Below are 19,290 nucleotides of genomic sequence, written 5' to 3'. Positions count from 1 at the left end.
TTTCACCTTCCAAATTCCTTTCACCCCCAAATTCCTTTCACCCAAGGAGCAACGCCATGTCCTTCTACATCTCGCTTTCCGGCCTGAAGGCCGCCCAGACCGACCTTGCGACCACCGCGAACAATGTCGCCAACGTCAATTCGACCGCCTTCAAGAAGAGCAAGGCCGTGTTCGGCGACATCTTCGCCGCCGCGCCGATGCAGACCACGACGCAGGTCGCGGGTCAGGGCGTGCGCTCGCAGGGGATCGACCAGCAATTCACCCAGGGCACGATCGAGACCACCGACAAGACGCTGGACCTTGCCATCACCGGCGAGGGCTTCTTCACGGTGAAGCGCAGCGCCGACAATCAGGTGGGCTACACCCGCAACGGCGCCTTCTCGGTCCAGGAGGATCGCTATGTGGTCGACACCACCGGCGCGCGTCTTCAGGTGATCCCGCTCGACCCCACCACCGGCGCTCCGACGGTCACGGGCACCTTGACCCCGGCCTCGCTGACCGACCTCAAGATTCCGACCAACTGGCCCGACGGCGGCACCGGCAACCAGCTCACCAGCGTGGGCGTGACCGAAGAAGGCAAGATCACCGGCGTCTATGCCGACGGATCGACCGTCTATCTGGGCGCGACCGCGATCGCCGCCTTCAACAGCCAGGAAGGCCTGCGCCAGAGCGGCGACGCCCACTGGACCGCCACCAACGCCAGCGGCACGCCGATGCTGGGAACCGGCAATAGCGGCCTGTTCGGCTCGGTTCGTTCGGGCGCGCTGGAACGGTCGAACGTCGACATCACCGAAGAACTGGTCAACCTGATCTCGGCCCAGCGCAACTTCCAGGCGAACTCGAAGGCGATCGAGGCGGCCAATACGCTCTCGACCACCATCGTGAACATGCGGAGCTGACAGTTCGCCTCGCCAGGCTGAGCATCTTTTGAAAAAGCCCACGGATCAAGGAATCCCCCATGGACAGGCTCGTCAACACGGCACTCACCGCGATGCGCGGCGCGATGGCGCGGCAGGCGGCGATCTCCAACAATCTGGCGAACGTCAACACCACCGGCTTCCGCGCGGAAATCGCGAATGCCGAGACACGCTGGATCAAGGGCGATACCTTCGACACGCGGGCACAGGCATCCGAACAGGTGATCGCCGCCGACATGGCGCAAGGCGCGGTCACGGAAACGGGCAATCCGCTGGACGTGGCCATGAACGGCGATGCGATGCTCGCCGTTCAGGCCGCGGACGGCAGCGAAGCCTATACGCGCCGTGGCGACCTGAAGGTCAGTGACAGCGGCCTGCTCACCACCGGCGACGGCATGCCCGTGCTGGGCGATGGCGGCCCGATCACCCTGCCCCAGATGGACAGCGTTTCCATCGCCAAGGATGGCAGCATCTGGGGCGTTCCCCAGGGCGGCGATCCCGCCAATCCCCAACAGGTCGACAAGCTGAAGCTGGTGAGTCCCATTGGCTCCAGCATAGCCAAGGGCACGGACGGCCTGTTTCGCGAAGTCAATGGCGGCGCCCTTCCCGACGATCCGCTCGCCAGCGTGACCGGCGGATCGCTGGAAGGATCGAACGTCAACGCCACGTCGGCCCTCGTCCAGATGATCGAGGCGAGCCGCGCCTGGGAAACCCAGGTCAAGATGATCGACACCGCCAAGCAGCTCGACGACGGCGGCGCATCGCTGATGCGGCTGGACTGATGACTGATCTGGCACGGCTCTTGCTTTTAATGATGCGATGAGCCTGCCTCACGGAGATAGACGATGACCAACGCCGCCCTTCATGTCGCCCGCACCGGCCTAGACGCGCAGAACACGAAGATGCGCGTGATCGCCAACAACCTGGCGAACGTCAACACCACCGGCTTCAAGCGCGACCGCGCCGATTTCGAGACGCTGGCCTATCAGCAGATCGTGGCGGCGGGCGCGAACAGCGACAGCCAGAACAAGTTCGCCACCGGCCTCAACCTCGGCTCCGGCGTGGCGATGCAGGGCACGGCCAAGATCAACAGCCAGGGCACGCTCAACCAGACCGGCAACACGCTGGACATGGCGATAGAGGGTTCGGGCTATTTCCAGGTGCAGCAGCCCGACGGCTCGATCGCCTATACCCGCGCCGGCAATTTCACGACCACGGCCGAAGGCGTCGTCGTCACCAGCGAAGGGCTGCCGCTGATCCCGCAGATCACGGTTCCCGAAGGCGCCACCAGCGTCACCATCGGCAATGACGGCACCGTCTCCGCCACGCTTCAGGGGCAGACCGAACCGACCCAGCTCGGCCAGATCGAACTGGCGAGCTTCATGAATCCGGGCGGGCTCACGGCGGTGGGCGGCAACCTGCTCAAGGAAAGCGCCGCCAGCGGCACGCCCCAGGTCGGCGTCGCCGGGCTGGACGGGCGCGGCGTCGTCCGCTCCGGCTATCTCGAAACCTCGAACGTCAATGTGGTCGAGGAACTGGTCGACATGATCGAGACGCAGCGCGCCTATGAGGTCAATTCCAAGATGATCAAGGCGACGGACGAAATGCTCCAGTACGTCAACCAGCAGCTGTGAGCATAGCGATGCGCAGAACGGCCATTTTCCTCCTCTTGGCGACGGCCCTTTCCGCCTCCCCGGCCATGGCCGGCAAGAAGCGCGACGCCGAACGGCAATTTTATGCCCCCACGGTGGTTGCCGCCCCAGCCGCTCCGCCCGCCAACGGCTCGATCTTCCAGGCGTCGATGGGCTATACCCCGCTCACCAGCGGGGCGCGGGCGACCAGCGTGGGCGACATCATCACGATCGTCCTGGTCGAAAGGACGCAGGCGACCAAGAGCAACAGCGCCGACACCAGCCGCGACGGCAGCATCGCGCTGACGCCGCCCAGCACCGGACCGCTCTCCAAGATATTCTCCGCCAGCGACATCGGCTCCAGCGGCAGCAACAGCTTCACCGGCAAGGGCGCCGCGACCCAGTCCAATGCCCTGAATGGGGAGATCACCGTGACGATCGCAGCGACCTACCCCAACGGCACGATGCTGGTGAAGGGCGAAAAGGCGCTGACGCTCAATCGCGGCGACGAGTTCATCCAGATCAGCGGCCTCGTCCGCCAGGCCGACATCGGCCCCGACAACCGCATTGCCTCGACCCGCGTGGCCGATGCCAAGATCATCTACACCGGCAAGGGGGAAATCGCCCGCGCCAGCCGCCAGGGCTGGTTGCAGCGCTTCTTCTCCATGATCAGCCCCTTCTGATGGACATGCGCGCCATGACCCGCCTGCTGTTTCGCTTCCTGCTGCCCCTCATGGCCCTCTTCACCGTTCCGGCCCATGCCGAGCGGATCAAGGATCTGGGCACCTTCCAGGGGGTGCGTCCCAACCAGCTCACCGGCTACGGCATCGTCGTCGGCCTTGCCGGCACGGGCGACGACAGCCTGGACTATGCGACCCAGGGCATGAAGGGCGTGGTCTCGCGCTTCGGCCTCACCTTGCCGCAGGGGATCAACCCCGCACTCAAGAACGCGGCGGCCGTGCTGGTCACCGCCGACCTGCCCGCCTTCGCCAAGCCCGGCCAGCGGCTGGACGTCACCGTCTCCGCGCTGGGCAAGGCCAAGTCGCTGCGCGGCGGCACGCTGATCATGACGCCCCTGCGCGGCGCGGATAATGAGATTTACGGCATGGCGCAGGGCAACCTCGCCGTCGGCGGCCTCGGCGTTTCCGGCGCGGACGGCAGCCAGGTGTCGGTCAACATTCCGTCCGCCGGCCGCATTCCGGGCGGCGCGACGGTGGAACGCGCGGTCGCGACCGGCTTCGACACCGCACCCACCCTCACCTTCAACCTGTCCGAAGCCGACCTCACCACCGCCCTTCGGGTCGCGGACGGCATCAATCGGACCTATGGCGACCATCGCGCCAAAGCCATGGACGCCGTGTCGGTCACGATCGACGCCGCGCCAGGCGCTTCAGACCGCATCATGATGATGGGCATGATCGAGAATATCGAGGTTTCGCCCGCCGACGCCCCGGCGAAGGTGATCGTCAACGCCCGCACCGGCACGGTCGTCATCAACGGCGCGGTGAAGATCCATCCCGCCGCGATCGCGCATGGCAAGATCACCGTCAGCGTCAACGAATCGCCCCGCGTGGTCCAGCCCGCACCCTTCTCGCAAGGGCAGACGGCGGTCGAGCAATCCAGTTCGATTTCGATCGATCAGGAAAAGAAACCGATGATCAATTTTAAAGGTGGAGCCTCTTTGGCCGATATAGTGAAAGCGGTGAACGCCATCGGCGCCTCCCCCGCGGACATGGTTGCGATCCTGGAAGCCTTGAAACAGGCCGGGGCGCTGAAGGCTGAACTGGTGGTGTTGTGATGCGGATAGACGGGACTTCAACGGCGACGGGCCAGCCGGGCGGGACGCAGAACAAGGCTGCGCTGGAAAAGGCGGCGCAGCAGTTCGAGGCGATCTTCCTGCGCCAGATGATGGGCGCGATGCGCTCGGCCAGCCTGGCCGAGGGCATCAGCGATTCCAGCGCCACCGATCAGTTCCGCGACATGGCCGACGCCCGCACCGCCGACAGCATGGCGAGCCGGGGCACGCTGGGCATAGCCGAGATGCTGATGCGCCAGTTCGGCGCCAAGGTCGGCGCCCCTGCACCCGCCGCCGATATGGGCAAGGGCGAATGAGCGACCTCTTCATCATCGGCGCGTCGGGTACCAAGGCCTATCGCAGCGCCATGGCGGCAATTTCGGAAAATATCGCCAATGCCAGCACCGAAGGCTATTCCCGCCGGTCGGTGACGACGATCGAGTCCGGCTCCTCGACCGCGACCATGGCCGTCTACATCACCCGCGCCAATTTCGGCGGTACGGAGGTCAAGAGCGTCAACCGCGCGACCGATCCCTATCTCGACGCGACCGTGCGCTACACCAACATGCAATTGGGCAGCGCGGTCGCGCGGATGCGCTGGCTGACCGATTCGGAAACGGCGCTCAACGACACGGAAACCGGCGTCGGCCAGCTCATGACCGGCATGTTCCAGAATATGGACAAGCTGGCCGCGAGCCCAAGCGACAATTCCCTGCGCGTGACGACGCTGGACAGCATCGGGCGCGTCGCCCAGGCCTTCAACCAGACCTCGGCCGACCTGAGCCAGGTGTCGAACGGCATCGCGACCGAGGCGCAGTCCGCGGTGACGACGGTCAACCAGGCGCTCTCTGCCCTCGCCGACATCAACAACAGCCTGCTGCGCGCGCAGCCGGGCACATCGGCCTATGCGCAGCTGCTCGACAGCCGCGACGCGGCATTGGGCACCCTGTCCACCAATCTCAATGTCGACATCAGCTTCGGCACGCATGACCAGGCGCAGGTGATGCTGAACGGACAGACGCTGGTGCAGGGCAGCAGCGCCACCCCGCTGGCCCTCACCGCCAACGCCAACGGCACGCTTTCGCTTGCCACCAGCGGCGGCACCGCTCTCGCCGCGCCGACAAGCGGCACGCTGGGCGGGCTGTTCTCGGCCGCCGACACGGTCTCGCAACGCCGCACCAGTCTCGATACGCTGGCGCAGCAGTTCGTCACGAACATGAACAACTGGCATGCGCAGGGCCGCACCGATGCGGGAACCGCCGGCGGGCCGCTGCTGTCCGGAACGACAGCCGCGACCGTGACCGCCCTCATCAGCGATCCCGCGCAGCTTGCCACCAAGGCGACGGACGGCACTCCCAACGGCAATCTGCTGACCGTATCGACCGTGCTGCGCGGCAATGGCAGTGTCGAGCAAGGCTGGACCAACCTGATCGCGACGCACGCCAACCTCCTTTCCTCCACCAAGGCGGAACAGACCACGGCGCAAAACCGCAGCGACCAGGCCGTGGCCGCGCGCGAGGCGGTCAGCGGCGTCGACCTGGACATGGAGGCGGCCGAACTGCTGCGCATCCAGCAGGCCTATTCGGGCAGCGCCAAGATCCTTCAGGTTGCGAAGGAAACTGTCGACGCCATTCTGCAGATCATCTGAACGGGAGCAACGGGACCATGGTCGGCATCACCAACAAGATCCTTCTGGCCGAGATTCGCCGTCAGCAGAAATTGTCGCAGGACATCGTCGATGGCCAGACCGCTATCTCGACCGGCGTGACGCTGAACAAGCCGTCGAACAACGCGCTCGCCTGGGTGCAGGTGTCGGACATCGGCCGGCAGCAGGCGCAACAGGCCGCCTGGCAGTCCAACATCAGCACCGGCACGGCCCGCGCCAACACGGCCGAGGCCAATCTGGGCGAGATGAACTCCCTGCTGACGCGCGCGCAGGAACTGATGACCCGCGCCCGCAACGGATCGCTCAACGCCACCGACAAGACGGCCATCGTCCAGGAAATGACGACGATCCGCTCCACCATCGATTCGCTGCTCAACCAGAAGGATTACAGCGGTGTCCCCGCCTTCGACGACGGACAGAGCGTGCTGGTCCCGGTCAGCCGCGGCCTCAATCTCGCCGTGGTCGGCACCCGGCAGGAAGTGTCGGAGGGGATCGACGTCAACGGCACGCCGATGACGCTCGACGCCATATTGGACCAGAGCATAACCGCCCTGCAAAGCGGCACCGACAGCGACGTCGCGGCCGGGCTCGACGCGATCAAGGCGGCCCAGAACCACGTCGTCCTGGAACAGACCAAGCAGGGCGTGCGCAGCGACCGGCTGGACGTGATCGGCACGCGTCTCACCAATGTCGACCTCGACCTCAAGGAACGGCGTTCCGGGCTGGAATCGACCGATCTTCAGGATGTGATCTCCTCGGTCTCGGCCAAGCTGCTCCAGCTTGAGGCAGCCCAGTCCGCCTTTGCCCGGATCAACCAGCAGAACCTGTTCGACCTGCTCAAATAAGGTATCGTACCGAAAGGCGGGAACCGGTTTCCCGCCTGGAACGATGCAAAACCCGGAGCGCGCGTCCTGCGTCCGGTTTGACCCGGCGCTCTCCAGGCGCGCAGAGCAATCTCGCGGCCAAGCTCTTGAACGGGCGCCCCTTCTACTTCGAAATCATCGTGATCGATTTTTCGACCGGCGCCCTAAATCTCGGCATCGCCAAGCCGTATTAACCAATCGAGAGCGTCTTTCATGCGATGCTCGGTCAAGACGGTGCCTTCGGGCGGAATTCGGGGATAATCATGTTCGCAATCATCGGCCTGGTCGTGCTGCTCGCCATGGTATTTGGCGGCTTCATCTTTACAGGCGGCGACATCGGCCCGGTTCTGCACGCCCTGCCGCATGAAATGATCATCATCGGCGGCGCGGCCGTCGGCGCGCTCATCATCGGCAATTCGGGCAGCGACCTGAAGGCGCTGGGCGGCGGCCTGGGCAAGGTCTTCAAGGGCCCGAAATACAAGAAGCAGGATTTCCTGGACTGCATCTTCCTCGTCTCCAAGCTGATGAAGACGCTCCGCGTCGAAGGCCCGGTGGCGCTGGAACCGCATATCGAGGATCCGGCAAGCTCCACCATCTTCTCCGAATATCCACGCCTGATGGGTGACAAGACGCTCATCCACCTGATCAGCGATACGTTGCGGCTGGTGGTCGTCTCCTCCGGCACGCTCGATCCGCACGCGGTCGAGGAGGTCATGGACAATGCGCTCAAGACCCATCACCACGAAGCGCTGCGTCCCGCCGACAATCTTCAGGGACTGGCCGACGCGCTGCCTGCCCTCGGCATCGTCGCGGCGGTGCTGGGCGTGGTGAAGACCATGGGTTCCATCGACCAGCCCCCGGCGATCCTGGGCGGCATGATCGGTTCGGCACTGGTCGGCACCTTCCTGGGCGTTCTGCTTGCCTATGGCATGGTCAACCCCTTCGCCAATCGCTGCCGCGCCGTGATCGAGGCCGACGGTTCCATGTACCATGTCGTCAAGCAGATCATCGTCGCATCGCTGCACGGCCACCCGCAGCCGCTGGTGATCGAGGCCGCCCGTTCCAGCCTGACCCACGCGAACCAGCCGGCCTTTGCCGAAGTGTTCGACGGCATGCGGGGCAAATAAGCCATGGCCGAGAAGAAGCGCGGCGCGAACGAGCCCGAACCACGGCCGATCATCGTCAAGAAGATCATCGTCGACGGCCATGGCGGCCATCATGGCGGCGCGTGGAAGGTCGCCTATGCCGACTTCGTGACGGCGATGATGGCCTTCTTCCTGCTGATGTGGCTGCTGGGCGCGACCACGGAAAAGCAGCGCAAGGGCCTGGCCGACTATTTCACGCCGACCCTGGTGCAGCTCAAGGAGAATTCCGCAGGCGCGAACGGCATGTTCGGCGGCGACAGCATGATGGGCAAGGAAAATTACCCGACCACCGGCGGTCAGGGCAATATGGCCATCACCATGCCGCGCGACGCGTCGGGCACCAAGGACCAGGGCGGCAAGGCCACCAAGGCCGCCGACCGGGCTCGGTTCGAATCGATCAAGAAGGAACTGGAGGCGCGCATGGCCCGCCGCCAGGCCATCCGGAAACTGCTGAAGAACATCCGCTTCACCGAAACGCGGGAAGGACTGCGCATCGACCTGATCGACGAGGCGGACTTCGCGATGTTCGCCATGGGCACGGACCGTCTGCTGCCGCAGGCGCGCGAACTGGTGAACGAGGTCGCGGCGACGATCAGGACCATGCCCAATCCGCTGATCGTGCGCGGGCATACCGACGGCCTGCCCTACAGCGCCGGCCAGACGATGAACAACTGGATGCTCTCTTCCGCCCGCGCCGAAGCAACGCGCAAGGCGCTGGCGGCGAGCGGCATCGGCAATGACCGCTTCGCCCGGATAGAGGGCGTCGCCGACCGCGAACCCTTCGCCAAGGGCGATGTCTACGACCCGCGCAACCGCCGCATGTCGATCATCCTGGGTTGGAGCGCCGGCGCGAACGGCGGCGACGCGGACTCGCAGCTCGACGCAGAGACGAAGGCAGCCATCAAGGAGCGCGACAACCCGAAGACCCTGGCCCGGACCGAGGCGCAAAAGCTCGACATGGGCGGCACCAGCCTGCCCGCAGGGGCGCAGTTGATCAACCCGACGGCGCCGGGGACATCGAACAAGCCCGGCAAGCATTGAGCCGGACTGTCCGGCTCAATGCGTCCAGGGTGCCAGGGCAGGCTTGGACGCGATAACACCCACGACCTTCATATCGAAGGCATCATTGCCGCATCCGCAGGGTCAGGCCGATCGTGCGCGGGTCGCTGGGCGTTCCCACGATCAGCCCTGAATTGCCCGCCTGGATGGTCAGGTTCTGCATATAGTCCTTGTCGAACAGGTTGCGCGCGAACAACGCGATTTCAAATCCGTTCCCTGCGCGCAGACCGACACTGCCATTCACAACCGTATAGCCCTTGATGACGGTGTAGGCCGACGCCGTGGGATCGCCGAAGACGCGGGTTCGTGAACTGGAATCCGCATGAAGGAAGAACGCGCCCTTCCTGCCGAACAGATCCACCGACCGGCTATAATCAGCCCCCAATGTCACGGACCATTTGGGCAGGCCCGACAGGCCCCTGCCGCTCAGGTCGCAGGCCGACGTTCCGGTTCCGATCGCCTCGATCGGACAGGGGCCGCTCGGATAGGAAATATATTTTCCGTCCGCATAGGCCGCCGATGCGCGCAATTGCAGGTCCTTCGTGACGAGCGCGATCATATCCGCTTCGACGCCCTTCACCCTGACCTTGGGAATATTGGCGAGATAGGTGCGCAAGGCCGCAGCCGCGCCGGTATCCGTGACGTTCGTCTGGAAATCCCGCACGCTCATATAATAGGCGTCGATATTGGCGATCAGCCGTCGGCTGAACAGGCTCGTCTTGAGGCCAATCTCATAAGCGCTGTTCTTCTCCGGCTTGATGACGGCGGTGTTCAGCGCGGGCTGGTTGTTGTTGTTCAGCGGCAGGCCCGACATGTTGATCCCGCCCGATTTCCCGCCCCGCGCATAGCTGGCATAGCCAAGCACATCGTCGCTCCACTGATAGGCGATGTTGGCGCGGCCCGTGACATCGCCGTCCCTGTCGCTGGCGGCATAGCTCTGCCCGCGCAATATGGACAATTGGCTCGCGCGTTGGGCCGCCGTCACATTGGCGGGGCCGCCGAAGGTGAAGCTGTCATAGGCGCCCTCCTTCTCCTCATAGGTATAGCGAAGCCCGCCCGTCAGCGTCAGGCGATCCGTCGGCCGCCAGTTCACCTCGCCAAAGGCGGCATAGCTGTCGGAGCGGAAATCGGTGCGCCCGTCCGTGCCATAACCGTCAAGCAGGTTCGAATCCGCGAACAGCAACCAATAGGCCGCGCGCGGACCATAGATGGAAATGGGACGGCCCGTGATCTTCTGGCGGAAGAAATAGAGGCCGGCGACATAGCTGAACGGCCCCTCCCCATTGGAGGCCAGCCGCAACTCCTGACTATATTGGTCCTGGCGGGAGGGGATGTGCTGGACGAGCTGGATCGGGATGCCGGTATAGTCGCGGTCGTTCGCCGCGTCCCAGTTCCAGAACCGCCATGCGCTGACCGATGTCAGCGTACCCAGGCCCAGCTTCCAGTCCAGGATGGCCGAAACGCCGCCCTCATTCGTCTTGACGCCCAGGGCGGCATCAATGTCGGTCAGCCGGTCATAAGGGTTGAGGCTGGGCGGCGCATAGGGTCCGCCCGGCACATTGGCCGCCAGCGCGGCATATCGGCGGGCCGCCGCCTTCAGCGTCGGCGCGACCCGGACATAGACCTGCGTGCAGCATGCGCTTTCGAAATTGGTGAAATCGGCAATCAGGCGCAGTTGGAAATCTTCGGAAGGCTTGTAGAGAAGCTGGCCGCGAACGGCCTGGTTGCCCATGCTGTTCTGGTCGCGCCCGGTCATGACATTGTGGATGACGCCATCGCGGCGGGTCGACTGGCCCGACAGGCGGAAGGCGAGGCTATCGGTGATCGGCCCGGACGCCGATGCCTTGGCCTGCAGGAAATCATTGCTGCCATAGGATAATTCCTCCTGCGCTTCGGGCGTGAAGGTCGGCAGTTTGGTCGTGATGCTGATCGCTCCTGCCGTGCTGTTCTTGCCGAACAGCGTGCCCTGCGGGCCGCGAAGCACCTCGATCCGGTCGATGTCGGTGAAGTCGAAAGCGGCAGTGGCGGGCCGTGCGTGATAGACCTGATCGACGTAAAAGCCGACGCCGGGCTCCAGCCCGTCATTCGCCTGGCTGACCGCCACGACACTGCTGCCGAGCCCCCGGATCGTGAAGGCGGTGTTGCGCGGGTTTGCCGAACTGTAATTGAGCGACGGGACAAGCAGGCTCAGTTGCCCGGTGTTCACCGTATAGGATTGATCGAGCAGCTTACCGTCAACGACGGAAATCGCCGCGGGCACGGACTGGCTGTCTTCCACGCGCCGCCGGGCAGTGACCATGATCTGCGGCAGGCCACCCGATTCTGCGCTTTCGGCCCCTGCACCCGGCGCTGCATCCGGCGCTCCGGGAACCTCGGCCCAGGCCGGTGCGACGATAGTCAGAACGCCCAGGCCGAACGCCAGCGCACGCGCGGATAAATGCATGAATGCCCCCCTTTTTGGAAATGCCACCCGAATCTCTATATTCCGCCGTATATAGTGATGGATTGGCACTGCAAGTCACGACAGAAGGGGATCGCGATGATCAGGGGCTGGTCAGTCGGGGGAGCCTTCGGCCTCGCCGTTGCGCGGCGCTGCCAGCAACAATTTCGTCAGTTCGGAATAGGCAGAGCTTCGGGTTATCGCAGAGGCTTCCTCGACCAGGGCGCGATAGGCGGCAAGCACGGCCAGACCATGTTCCGTGACGCGCGCGCCGCGCTCGCGTCCACCGCCCGACAAGGTTTCGACCAGCTTTTCCGCAAAACAGCGGTTCATCTCGTCCACCAGCAACCATGTACGCCGGTAGCTCATGCCAAGCGCCCGGCCGGCTCCGGAAATCGAGCCCTCCCGTTTGATCGCCTCTAGCAGGGCCGCCTTGCCCGGCCCCATCGCAAAGCTGCTCCCGCAATGAAGCTGCAACTTGATCTTCAGCCGGCCGGTGTCCACCTCAACAATCCCTCTTGTCGAGAGCGCTGCTCTTTCTGCGGAAGCCCTGTTTCATTTTCATCCTGATCCGGTGATCGGCCCGCTATTGGCCTGGGGACTTTCGATATCATTGCCCAATAGCGAAATCGACAGGCACGTGCCGGATCCCGATCCACCTGCCACCGCCGCTCCCGGCCAATGACACTCGCCAAAGCCTGTGTGACCCAGGGGCAACAGGAGCCCAACAAAAGATCCTATTCCTCCGAACATGCCAGTTCTGCCTGTCCTATTGCACGCTGGCGGGCCTATCGCCCACCCCTCTTTGAAACGTTCATATCCCGCCCACCACGCCTATGCGCGCGCAGGCACGCGCGCGCATACACTGTGAACTTCGGCGGAAAACAGCCATTTTCAGGCCGGCAGGACCAGGCTTGCCTCCAACCCGCCCTGCGCGCGGTTGGCCAGTTTCAGCGCGCCGCCATGTTCGATCATGATCGCCCGCACCAGCGCCAGCCCCAGGCCCGCCCCGCCCGTTTCCCGGTTGCGCGAGCCCTCCAGCCGGGTGAAGGGCTCCATCATTTCCGCCATCCGTTCCTCGGCTATGCCTGGCCCGTCATCCGCCACGATCAACCGGACCGCGCCGTCCGCCCGTTCGACCGAAACATGCGCCCGCTCGCCATAGACGATGGCATTTTCGATCAGGTTGCGCAGGGCGCGGCGAATCTGCTGGGGACGGACATTGGCCACCGCGCGCGCACTGTCGGCCAGGTCGACCGGGGAACCAAGCTCCAGAAAATCCTCGACCACGGCATCGGCCAGCGCCGACAGGTCCACCTTCTGCCGGGCTTCGCTGCTGCGCCCGGCGCGGGCGAGAGAGAGGATATCCTCCAGCATCCGGTTCATCTCCTCGATCGTCTCGGACATGCGGGCGCGCTCGCCCTCGTCCTCCACCGATTCGGTGCGCACGCGCAGCGAGGCCAGCGGCGTGCGCAGGTCATGGCCGATCGCGCCCAGCATCCGGTCTTTCTCGTTCAGCATCGCGAAGATGCGGCTGCGCATCGCATTGAAGGCCATGGTGAGCTGCCGCACGTCGCCGGGGCCGCGCTCCTCCACCGCATCGGCCGATCCGGTAAGGGCGAATTGTTCCGCCGAGGCGGTCAACTGCTTCAATGGCCGCGCCAGCCTGCGACCGACCCACAGCAGAGGCAGCAGCACGATCGCGTAGAGGATCAGCGTCTGCCCCACCAGCCAGCCGCCAAAGCGTGGCGGCCGGTCGCCGATGCGCGTCTGCGTCAGCGCCCATTTTCCCGGCTGATATTCGACGGCCATGGCCAGACGGGTCACATGCACATGACCATGCCTGTCTCCGCCCGCGCGCATGCGGAAATTGTCCCAGCGCCGCAGGGGCAGCAACTGCGGCTGTTCGGCCGCATGGATGGAGCGGACCGAAAGCCCGACATCGTCGAACATCGCCCTGGCGCGACGCTCCACGTCCGGTCGGGACTGGCCCTGCAACGGCGGGGCAGCGTCCAGGAAGCGCACCCGTCCCCGCCGGTCCGCCTCATCCCCGGCGCGCTGGTCCGGCCGGCTGTCGAGCGCGTCGACGATGCGAAAGACGCCGGGAGCCGTCTGCGCGGTAAGCTCGATCCGTTGACGTTCGCGCAGCAACAGGGTGAAATTGATCGCCTGCGCCACGAACAGCGCCAGCGCGACAAGGATGATGATCTGGCCGACGACGCCCTGCGGCCACAGGCGCAGCCGCCTCACAGCTTGCGCACGTCCGCGGACAGGGTGTAACCGCCGCCCCACACCGTCTTGATGAGGGTCGGGTTCCTGGGATCAGGCTCTATCTTCTTGCGCAGGCGGCTGATCTGGTTGTCGATCGCCCGGTCGAAGGCATTGGCCTCCCGCCCCTGGGTGATGTCCAGCAACTGGTCGCGGCTCAGCACCTGATTGGGCCGGGTGGCGAAGGCCAGCATCAGATTATATTCCGCCGTGGACAGCGGCAGCGCCACGCCCTCGCCGTCGACCAGCGTGCGCTCCTGCGTCTTGAGCAACCAGTTGGCGAAAGCATAGGTGGCGCCATCGGTCGCGGTGACGCGCTGCCCACCGGTCGCCACGCGGCGAAAGATCACCTTGATGCGGGCAACCAGCTCACGCGGGGAAAAGGGCTTCAGCACATAATCGTCGGCCCCCATTTCCAGCCCGACGATGCGGTCCGTCTCTTCCGATTTCGCCGTGAGAAGGATGACCGGAATCTCGCTCGTTTCCCGGATATGGCGACAGAGCGACAACCCGTCCTCGCCCGGCATCATGATGTCCAGAATGACCAGGTCGATGGCATTGGCTTTAAGGCGCATCCGCGCTTCCGCCGCATTTTCGACGGCCGTCACGCGAAAGCCGTTGCGGACAAGATATTGCGCCAGCGGCTCGCGGATCGAGCGCTCGTCGTCGACGAGCAGCAAATGGGGTCGTTCGCTCATGGTCCGGTTCTTGTCATGGCTGGAAGCAGGTGGGAAGGCCGAAGGCGCCATCGACGCCTTCGACCCAGCCCTTAATCGGCGGGCGGCGGGGGCGGCCCCTTGCGGTCTTTCCAACCATCGCGGAACGCCTGCCGCGCAGCCTTCATCTCTTCTGCGGTCACCTTGCCGTCATGGTTGGTGTCGGCCTTGTCGAACATGGCGAGGGGGCGCGCCATGAAATCCGCCCTGGTGATCACGCCGTCCTTCGCCATTCCACCGTCCGGGCCGCCGCGCATGCCGGGGCCGCGATGACCCCAGCCGCCACGATCCGGGCCGCCATGGCCGCCGATACGGTCCTGCCGGCCCTCATGCCCGGCGACGAATTCCGCCTTGCTGATCTGACCGTTCCTGTCGGTATCCAGAGCCGCAAAGCGCGCATCGAGCCGCTGCTGGCGTAGGATATCGCGATCCGCCTGATCAATCTTGCCGTCCTTGTTGACGTCCAGCCTGGCGAAGCGGGCATCCAGCGCGGCCGTCAGTTCCGCCTTGGTGACAGTGCCGTCCTTGTCGGCATCGGCCATCATCAGCATGCCACCGCCGCGAGGGCCGCCGGCGCGGGGCGGTCCATCCTGCGCGAAGGCGAGATGGCTGGCCGCCAGCCCGCCAACGAACAGCGAACCCAGCGCCACCGTAGTCATGAATTTGCGGATCATTCGAGTCTTCCTTCAAAGCATCTGTCACGAACGGCGCTCCGCCGTCCTTGAAAACGCTTATCGGGGAGTTTTGTCCCGCAACTTTGTCATCAGGCCCGATAAATGTCGCAATTTGTATCGCGAACCATGCCTGTCTTCCTTTCCCCGGCGCACCAACAATAGCGACGCCGGGGACGGAAGGCGGTCAGCGGTCGCGACGGCCCAACAGGCGCAGGCGAAGCGCGTTCAGCTTGATGAAACCCGCCGCGTCGCGCTGGTCATAGGCGCCCGCATCATCCTCGAAGGTCACGACCTTCTCGCTGTACAGCGAATAAGGCGACTTGCGGCCAACGACATAAACACCGCCCTTGTAGAGCTTCAGGCGAACCGTGCCGGTCACCTTCTCCTGGCTGTGGTCGATCGCCGCCTGCAGCATTTCGCGCTCCGGCGAGAACCAGAAGCCGTTATAGATGAGCTCGGCGTAGCGCGGCGCCAGTTCATCCTTCAGATGCGCGGCGCCGCGATCGAGCGTCAGCTGCTCGATGCCCCGGTGCGCCAGATGATAGATGGTGCCGCCCGGCGTTTCATACATGCCGCGCGACTTCATGCCGACGAAGCGGTTCTCGACCAGGTCGAGCCGGCCGATGCCATGCTTGCGGCCATATTCGTTGAGCGTTTCCAGCAGCGTCGCCGGGCTCATGCCGACGCCGTTGATCGCCACGCCGTCGCCACGCTCGAAATCGATGGTGATATATTCCGGCGCGTCAGGCGCATCCTCCGGATTGACGGTGCGCGAATAGACATAGTCCGGGGTTTCCTCCCACGGATCTTCCAGCACCTTCCCCTCCGAAGAGGTGTGCAGCATGTTCGCATCCGTCGAAAAGGGGCTTTCGCCGCGCTTGTCGCGCGGGATCGGGATCTGGTGCTTTTCGGCGAATTCGATCAGCCTGGTGCGGCTGGTCAAATCCCATTCCCGCCAGGGGGCGATCACCTTGATGTCGGGGGCAAGGCCGTAATAGCCAAGCTCGAAGCGCACCTGATCATTGCCCTTTCCCGTCGCGCCGTGCGACACCGCATCCGCGCCAATCAGCTTCGCGATCTCGATCTGGCGCTTGGCGATCAGCGGGCGGGCGATGGATGTGCCGAGCAGATAGAGCCCTTCATAGAGCGCGTTGGAGCGCATCATCGGGAACACATAATCCTTCACGAATTCTTCGCGCAGGTCGTCGATGAAGATGTGCTCTTCCTTGACACCCATCAGCCGTGCCTTCGCACGTGCCGGTTCCAGTTCCTCGCCCTGCCCCAGATCGGCAGTGAAGGTCACTACCTCGCACTGGTAGGTCTGTTGCAGCCATTTCAGGATCACGCTGGTATCCAGCCCACCTGAGAAGGCAAGAACGATGCGGTTGATCTTGTCGGACATGGGCAACTTTCCTTGAGGCGGGCCTGGGCGGCCATGCAATTACCGGCGGGCCGGTATCAGGCCGAACGATCCAGCGCAACTGGATCGGCGGAACTATTGCATGACAAAGGGGATACCGATCGGGACCGGCATCCCCTTTCCTCAAGGAATCCAATCGGACTCAGCTTGTCCGCGGCTTGAAGACACCCTCGCGTCGACGGTCGGAACCAAAGCGATACACCGTCTGCGTGGCCGCCCTCGCGGGCCGGGGCGATTCGGTCGGAGCCAAGCTTTCCGCGACTATCGGCGTTTGAACCTGCTTCTGCCGCTGCGCCAGCAGGAATTTTGCTCTGGTCCTGCGCTTGGCATGGGTGCGGAACGGGTTTTCCGCGCTGGGCGGTGCAGCCACCATCGCCTCCAAGGTGCTTTCCTCCTCGCTTGGCACCGGTGCGACCGCAGGGGACGGCGTCATCAAGGGCATGGCCGGAACAGGTCGCTGGGCAGCCTGCACAGGCTCGGGCTGGATAATCTCGCCCTCCCAATGCTCCACTTCCTGACGATGCGCGCGTCTGCGCATCAGCGCAGCACCGGCAAGGCCGATCATCAGCAAGGAGCCGCCGCCCAACGCCCAAAGCAATGCGGGATCGCTCCGGGCCTCCGACGATGCGGGCGGTGCCTGCCTTTCCGGCGCAGCGGGTGCAGCCGGCGCGACCGCCTCAGCTAATGGCGCAGATGACGCAGGGGCAGATGGTGCAGGGGACGGCGCTTCACGCTGTGTCAGGGGCTCGGAACGTTGTGGGGCCGCAACGGGCTCGGTGCGGGCTATCGTGCGGGCAGCGGGCCGGGGCGCCTTGCGCTTCACCGGGGCTGCGGCAGGAACGGCCTGCGCCTCCTCCGCTTGCGACGCTGTAATAGCCGCGTCCAACCGCTGCTCGACCGAAGGCGTCGATTGGACCACCGGTTGGGAAGGCGCGAAAACCGGAGCAGGCGAAGCTGCCGGCGGCGTCTGTGCGACCGGAGGATCGACGATCACCGGTTGCGCAGGCGGAATGACCGTCTGCGCGAACAGCGTAGGCGAACTGATAGCCAGAACAGCGGCAATCGCGGCCCTGGCGGGGCGAAGTGAGCGAATATGTCCAGTCATAGCGAATGTTAAACCCGTGAGCTGCGGGTTTAAACGCAACGGCTGCAGCCTATTCCGGATCAGTCGAGCCAAATCACGGACAGAATGATCGATCGAGCAGAAAAATTAACAGCTGTTCATCTTCTTTCCGAAGATTTCGTATTCCATCTTCGTGCCAATCGCTCAGGAATAGTGAAGCTTTATTTGGTATCATCATCCCTGCGATCGCGGCGCGCGCCATCGATCAAGCGCTTCTTGCGTTCTTCTTCCGCTGCCTCAATCTGGCGTTCCGCCTTCGTGCGACCGAACTTCACGCGATTGCCATGCGCCTGCCGTTCCCGATCCGCCCGAGCCTTCGCCTTGCGCGCCTGTCGAAGATTGACGATGTCGCCCATGCCGTGGACGGAGCCTCTATGACGGGAATGGAGCGGGTAGCGGGGATCGAACCCGCATCACAAGCTTGGAAGGCTAGTGCTCTACCATTGAGCTATACCCGCCCGTCAGGCTGAGCGCCCTGCCATCTTTGGGCGGCCCTCGTCAATATGGCAAAGAGATATTCACCCAATATCCGCCTTAACCCCGCACGATATTTGCACTATCAGGGGCTCATGGCCACGCCTTCCCTGCGCCAGTTGGATATATTCGCGCAGATGGTGGCATCGGGCAGCCTCTTGCGCTGCGCCCGTGATCTTGGCGTTTCGGCCGACGATGTCGCCCGCGATCTGGCCTCGCTGGAACTGCGCCTCGGCTATCGCCTGTTCGACGATCTTGCCGGCAATCCCCACCTGACGCCGGCCGGCCGAAAAACAGCGGAAGCCATGACGCTGCTGTCGCAGGACCAGCCGGAAAACTGGCAGGTCGACCAGGCCAACGACATGACATCGCCGTCGCCTGCCGCGCCGCTGGCCGAATCCCCTCCTTCAAGGCAAAACATCGTCCTGGCGGCCCCAGCCCCGGTTTTCGGCCATTTCCAGGATGCGCTTGCCGCTTTCGAGGCGGCGAATGACGACATAGCGATCACGCTCGACCTGACGATCCACCTGGCGGACGAAGCCGCCTGGTCGCTGCGGCGAGGCAAGGCCGACATAGCCTATTTCTATGCCCTGGGCGAAACGGACGAGCCCCCCTCCCGCTATGGCTGGTCAGAACAGATCAACCTTTACGCGGGCGTCGATCACCCCCTCGCCCGCCGCGACAGTGTGGCCACGACTGAGCTTGCCGCAATCCCGACGCTCGCCATGGAACCGCGCAACAGCCTGCGGCGGATCATCGACGAGGCGCTGCTGCGCAGTGGCATAAGGTTGGGGGATCCGGTGCTGGAGACCGACAATCTGTTCGACATCATGACCATATTGCGCGAAGGCGCCGGCTGCTTTGCCGCCTTCGGCCCGCTCGCCCGTGATCTTGGACGAATGACCGGCATCAGGCGGATTGCACTCGAACAGCCGTTGCCAGCCATCGAAGTGCGACAGGCTGTCGGCAGCGAAAGCCCCGCCGCCGCCGCGGCGCTCGCGGAATTTCTCTTTCTCTGATTGCTTCTCGCGGTGCACTCAAACCGTTTCGGGCGCGATGGATCAAATCCGGCTCGTGCGATGTTGATATGCTATATCAT

19 protein-coding genes and 1 tRNA gene are annotated in these 19,290 nt (G+C 64.3%); 11 read left to right on the top strand and 9 right to left on the bottom strand.

What is annotated here, in order from left to right; genetic code table 11:
- The first annotated feature begins 56 nt into the window (after positions 1-56).
- From MRBLSP13_RS04490 to MRBLSP13_RS04445, 10 genes are all read left to right on the top strand, one after another.
- On the top strand, positions 57-899 hold the full coding sequence (locus tag MRBLSP13_RS04490; RefSeq protein WP_363739949.1) for a flagellar hook-basal body complex protein: 843 nt from the start codon (positions 57-59) through the stop codon (positions 897-899).
- Positions 900-958: 59 nt separating this feature from the next.
- Positions 959-1,699: a flagellar basal body rod protein FlgF gene (locus tag MRBLSP13_RS04485; RefSeq protein ID WP_363752980.1), complete on the top strand. Its 741-nt coding sequence runs from the start codon at positions 959-961 to the stop codon at positions 1,697-1,699.
- A 63-nt stretch (positions 1,700-1,762) separates the two neighbouring features.
- Complete coding sequence (gene flgG, locus MRBLSP13_RS04480; RefSeq protein WP_363739952.1) at positions 1,763-2,551, top strand: flagellar basal-body rod protein FlgG; 789 nt, start codon at positions 1,763-1,765, stop codon at positions 2,549-2,551.
- An 8-nt stretch (positions 2,552-2,559) separates the two neighbouring features.
- The gene (locus MRBLSP13_RS04475; RefSeq protein WP_363739955.1) at positions 2,560-3,231 is read left to right on the top strand and encodes a flagellar basal body L-ring protein FlgH; all 672 of its coding nucleotides are present in this window, start codon (positions 2,560-2,562) and stop codon (positions 3,229-3,231) included.
- Positions 3,232-3,245: 14 nt separating this feature from the next.
- The gene (locus tag MRBLSP13_RS04470; RefSeq protein WP_414714694.1) at positions 3,246-4,346 is read left to right on the top strand and encodes a flagellar basal body P-ring protein FlgI; all 1,101 of its coding nucleotides are present in this window, start codon (positions 3,246-3,248) and stop codon (positions 4,344-4,346) included.
- Complete coding sequence (locus MRBLSP13_RS04465; RefSeq protein WP_133653843.1) at positions 4,346-4,660, top strand: rod-binding protein; 315 nt, start codon at positions 4,346-4,348, stop codon at positions 4,658-4,660. Before MRBLSP13_RS04470 ends, MRBLSP13_RS04465 begins: the two co-directional genes overlap by 1 nt.
- On the top strand, positions 4,657-5,991 hold the full coding sequence (flgK, locus tag MRBLSP13_RS04460) for a flagellar hook-associated protein FlgK (protein WP_363752975.1): 1,335 nt from the start codon (positions 4,657-4,659) through the stop codon (positions 5,989-5,991). Before MRBLSP13_RS04465 ends, flgK begins: the two co-directional genes overlap by 4 nt.
- A gap of 17 nt (positions 5,992-6,008) precedes the next feature.
- On the top strand, positions 6,009-6,854 hold the full coding sequence (locus MRBLSP13_RS04455; RefSeq protein WP_363752973.1) for a flagellin: 846 nt from the start codon (positions 6,009-6,011) through the stop codon (positions 6,852-6,854).
- Positions 6,855-7,135: 281 nt separating this feature from the next.
- Entirely contained in the window at positions 7,136-7,999 is an 864-nt protein-coding gene (gene motA / locus MRBLSP13_RS04450; protein ID WP_007682571.1) for a flagellar motor stator protein MotA, read from the top strand.
- A 3-nt stretch (positions 8,000-8,002) separates the two neighbouring features.
- On the top strand, positions 8,003-9,058 hold the full coding sequence (locus MRBLSP13_RS04445; protein ID WP_363739967.1) for a flagellar motor protein MotB: 1,056 nt from the start codon (positions 8,003-8,005) through the stop codon (positions 9,056-9,058).
- A gap of 82 nt (positions 9,059-9,140) precedes the next feature.
- On the opposite strand, the gene MRBLSP13_RS04440 is transcribed toward MRBLSP13_RS04445, so the two are convergent.
- The 9 genes from MRBLSP13_RS04440 to MRBLSP13_RS04400 form a co-directional block, all read right to left on the bottom strand.
- On the bottom strand, positions 9,141-11,519 hold the full coding sequence (locus MRBLSP13_RS04440; RefSeq protein WP_363752970.1) for a TonB-dependent receptor: 2,379 nt from the start codon (positions 11,517-11,519) through the stop codon (positions 9,141-9,143).
- Positions 11,520-11,630: 111 nt separating this feature from the next.
- Complete coding sequence (locus tag MRBLSP13_RS04435) at positions 11,631-12,020, bottom strand: winged helix-turn-helix domain-containing protein (protein WP_363752967.1); 390 nt, start codon at positions 12,018-12,020, stop codon at positions 11,631-11,633.
- Positions 12,021-12,410: 390 nt separating this feature from the next.
- Positions 12,411-13,766 (bottom strand): ATP-binding protein, encoded by a 1,356-nt coding sequence (locus tag MRBLSP13_RS04430; protein WP_363752964.1) that lies wholly within the window; start codon positions 13,764-13,766, stop codon positions 12,411-12,413.
- Positions 13,763-14,482 carry a response regulator gene (locus tag MRBLSP13_RS04425; RefSeq protein ID WP_133653850.1) on the bottom strand — a complete coding sequence of 240 codons (720 nt, stop codon included), beginning with the start codon at positions 14,480-14,482 and terminating at the stop codon, positions 13,763-13,765. Before MRBLSP13_RS04425 ends, MRBLSP13_RS04430 begins: the two co-directional genes overlap by 4 nt.
- 71 nt (positions 14,483-14,553) lie before the next feature.
- Positions 14,554-15,174, bottom strand: coding sequence for an EF-hand domain-containing protein (locus tag MRBLSP13_RS04420; protein WP_363739975.1), 621 nt, complete (start codon positions 15,172-15,174; stop codon positions 14,554-14,556).
- 184 nt (positions 15,175-15,358) lie between these two features.
- Complete coding sequence (locus MRBLSP13_RS04415) at positions 15,359-16,576, bottom strand: argininosuccinate synthase (protein ID WP_363739976.1); 1,218 nt, start codon at positions 16,574-16,576, stop codon at positions 15,359-15,361.
- 160 nt (positions 16,577-16,736) lie between these two features.
- Positions 16,737-17,165 carry a hypothetical protein gene (locus MRBLSP13_RS04410; protein ID WP_363739978.1) on the bottom strand — a complete coding sequence of 143 codons (429 nt, stop codon included), beginning with the start codon at positions 17,163-17,165 and terminating at the stop codon, positions 16,737-16,739.
- Positions 17,166-17,878: 713 nt separating this feature from the next.
- Positions 17,879-18,073, bottom strand: coding sequence for a DUF4169 family protein (locus tag MRBLSP13_RS04405; RefSeq protein ID WP_363739980.1), 195 nt, complete (start codon positions 18,071-18,073; stop codon positions 17,879-17,881).
- A gap of 28 nt (positions 18,074-18,101) precedes the next feature.
- A tRNA-Gly gene (locus MRBLSP13_RS04400) sits at positions 18,102-18,175 on the bottom strand.
- A 111-nt stretch (positions 18,176-18,286) separates the two neighbouring features.
- On the opposite strand from MRBLSP13_RS04400, the gene MRBLSP13_RS04395 reads away from it, so the two are divergent.
- Positions 18,287-19,210 carry a LysR family transcriptional regulator gene (locus MRBLSP13_RS04395; RefSeq protein WP_363739982.1) on the top strand — a complete coding sequence of 308 codons (924 nt, stop codon included), beginning with the start codon at positions 18,287-18,289 and terminating at the stop codon, positions 19,208-19,210.
- Positions 19,211-19,290 lie beyond the last annotated feature (80 nt).

This window comes from Sphingobium sp. LSP13-1-1.1, assembly GCF_040676415.1.
Lineage (GTDB): Bacteria > Pseudomonadota > Alphaproteobacteria > Sphingomonadales > Sphingomonadaceae > Sphingobium.
Note: the sequence above shows the minus strand (reverse complement) of the source record. Positions and strands in the feature narration are given on the sequence as shown.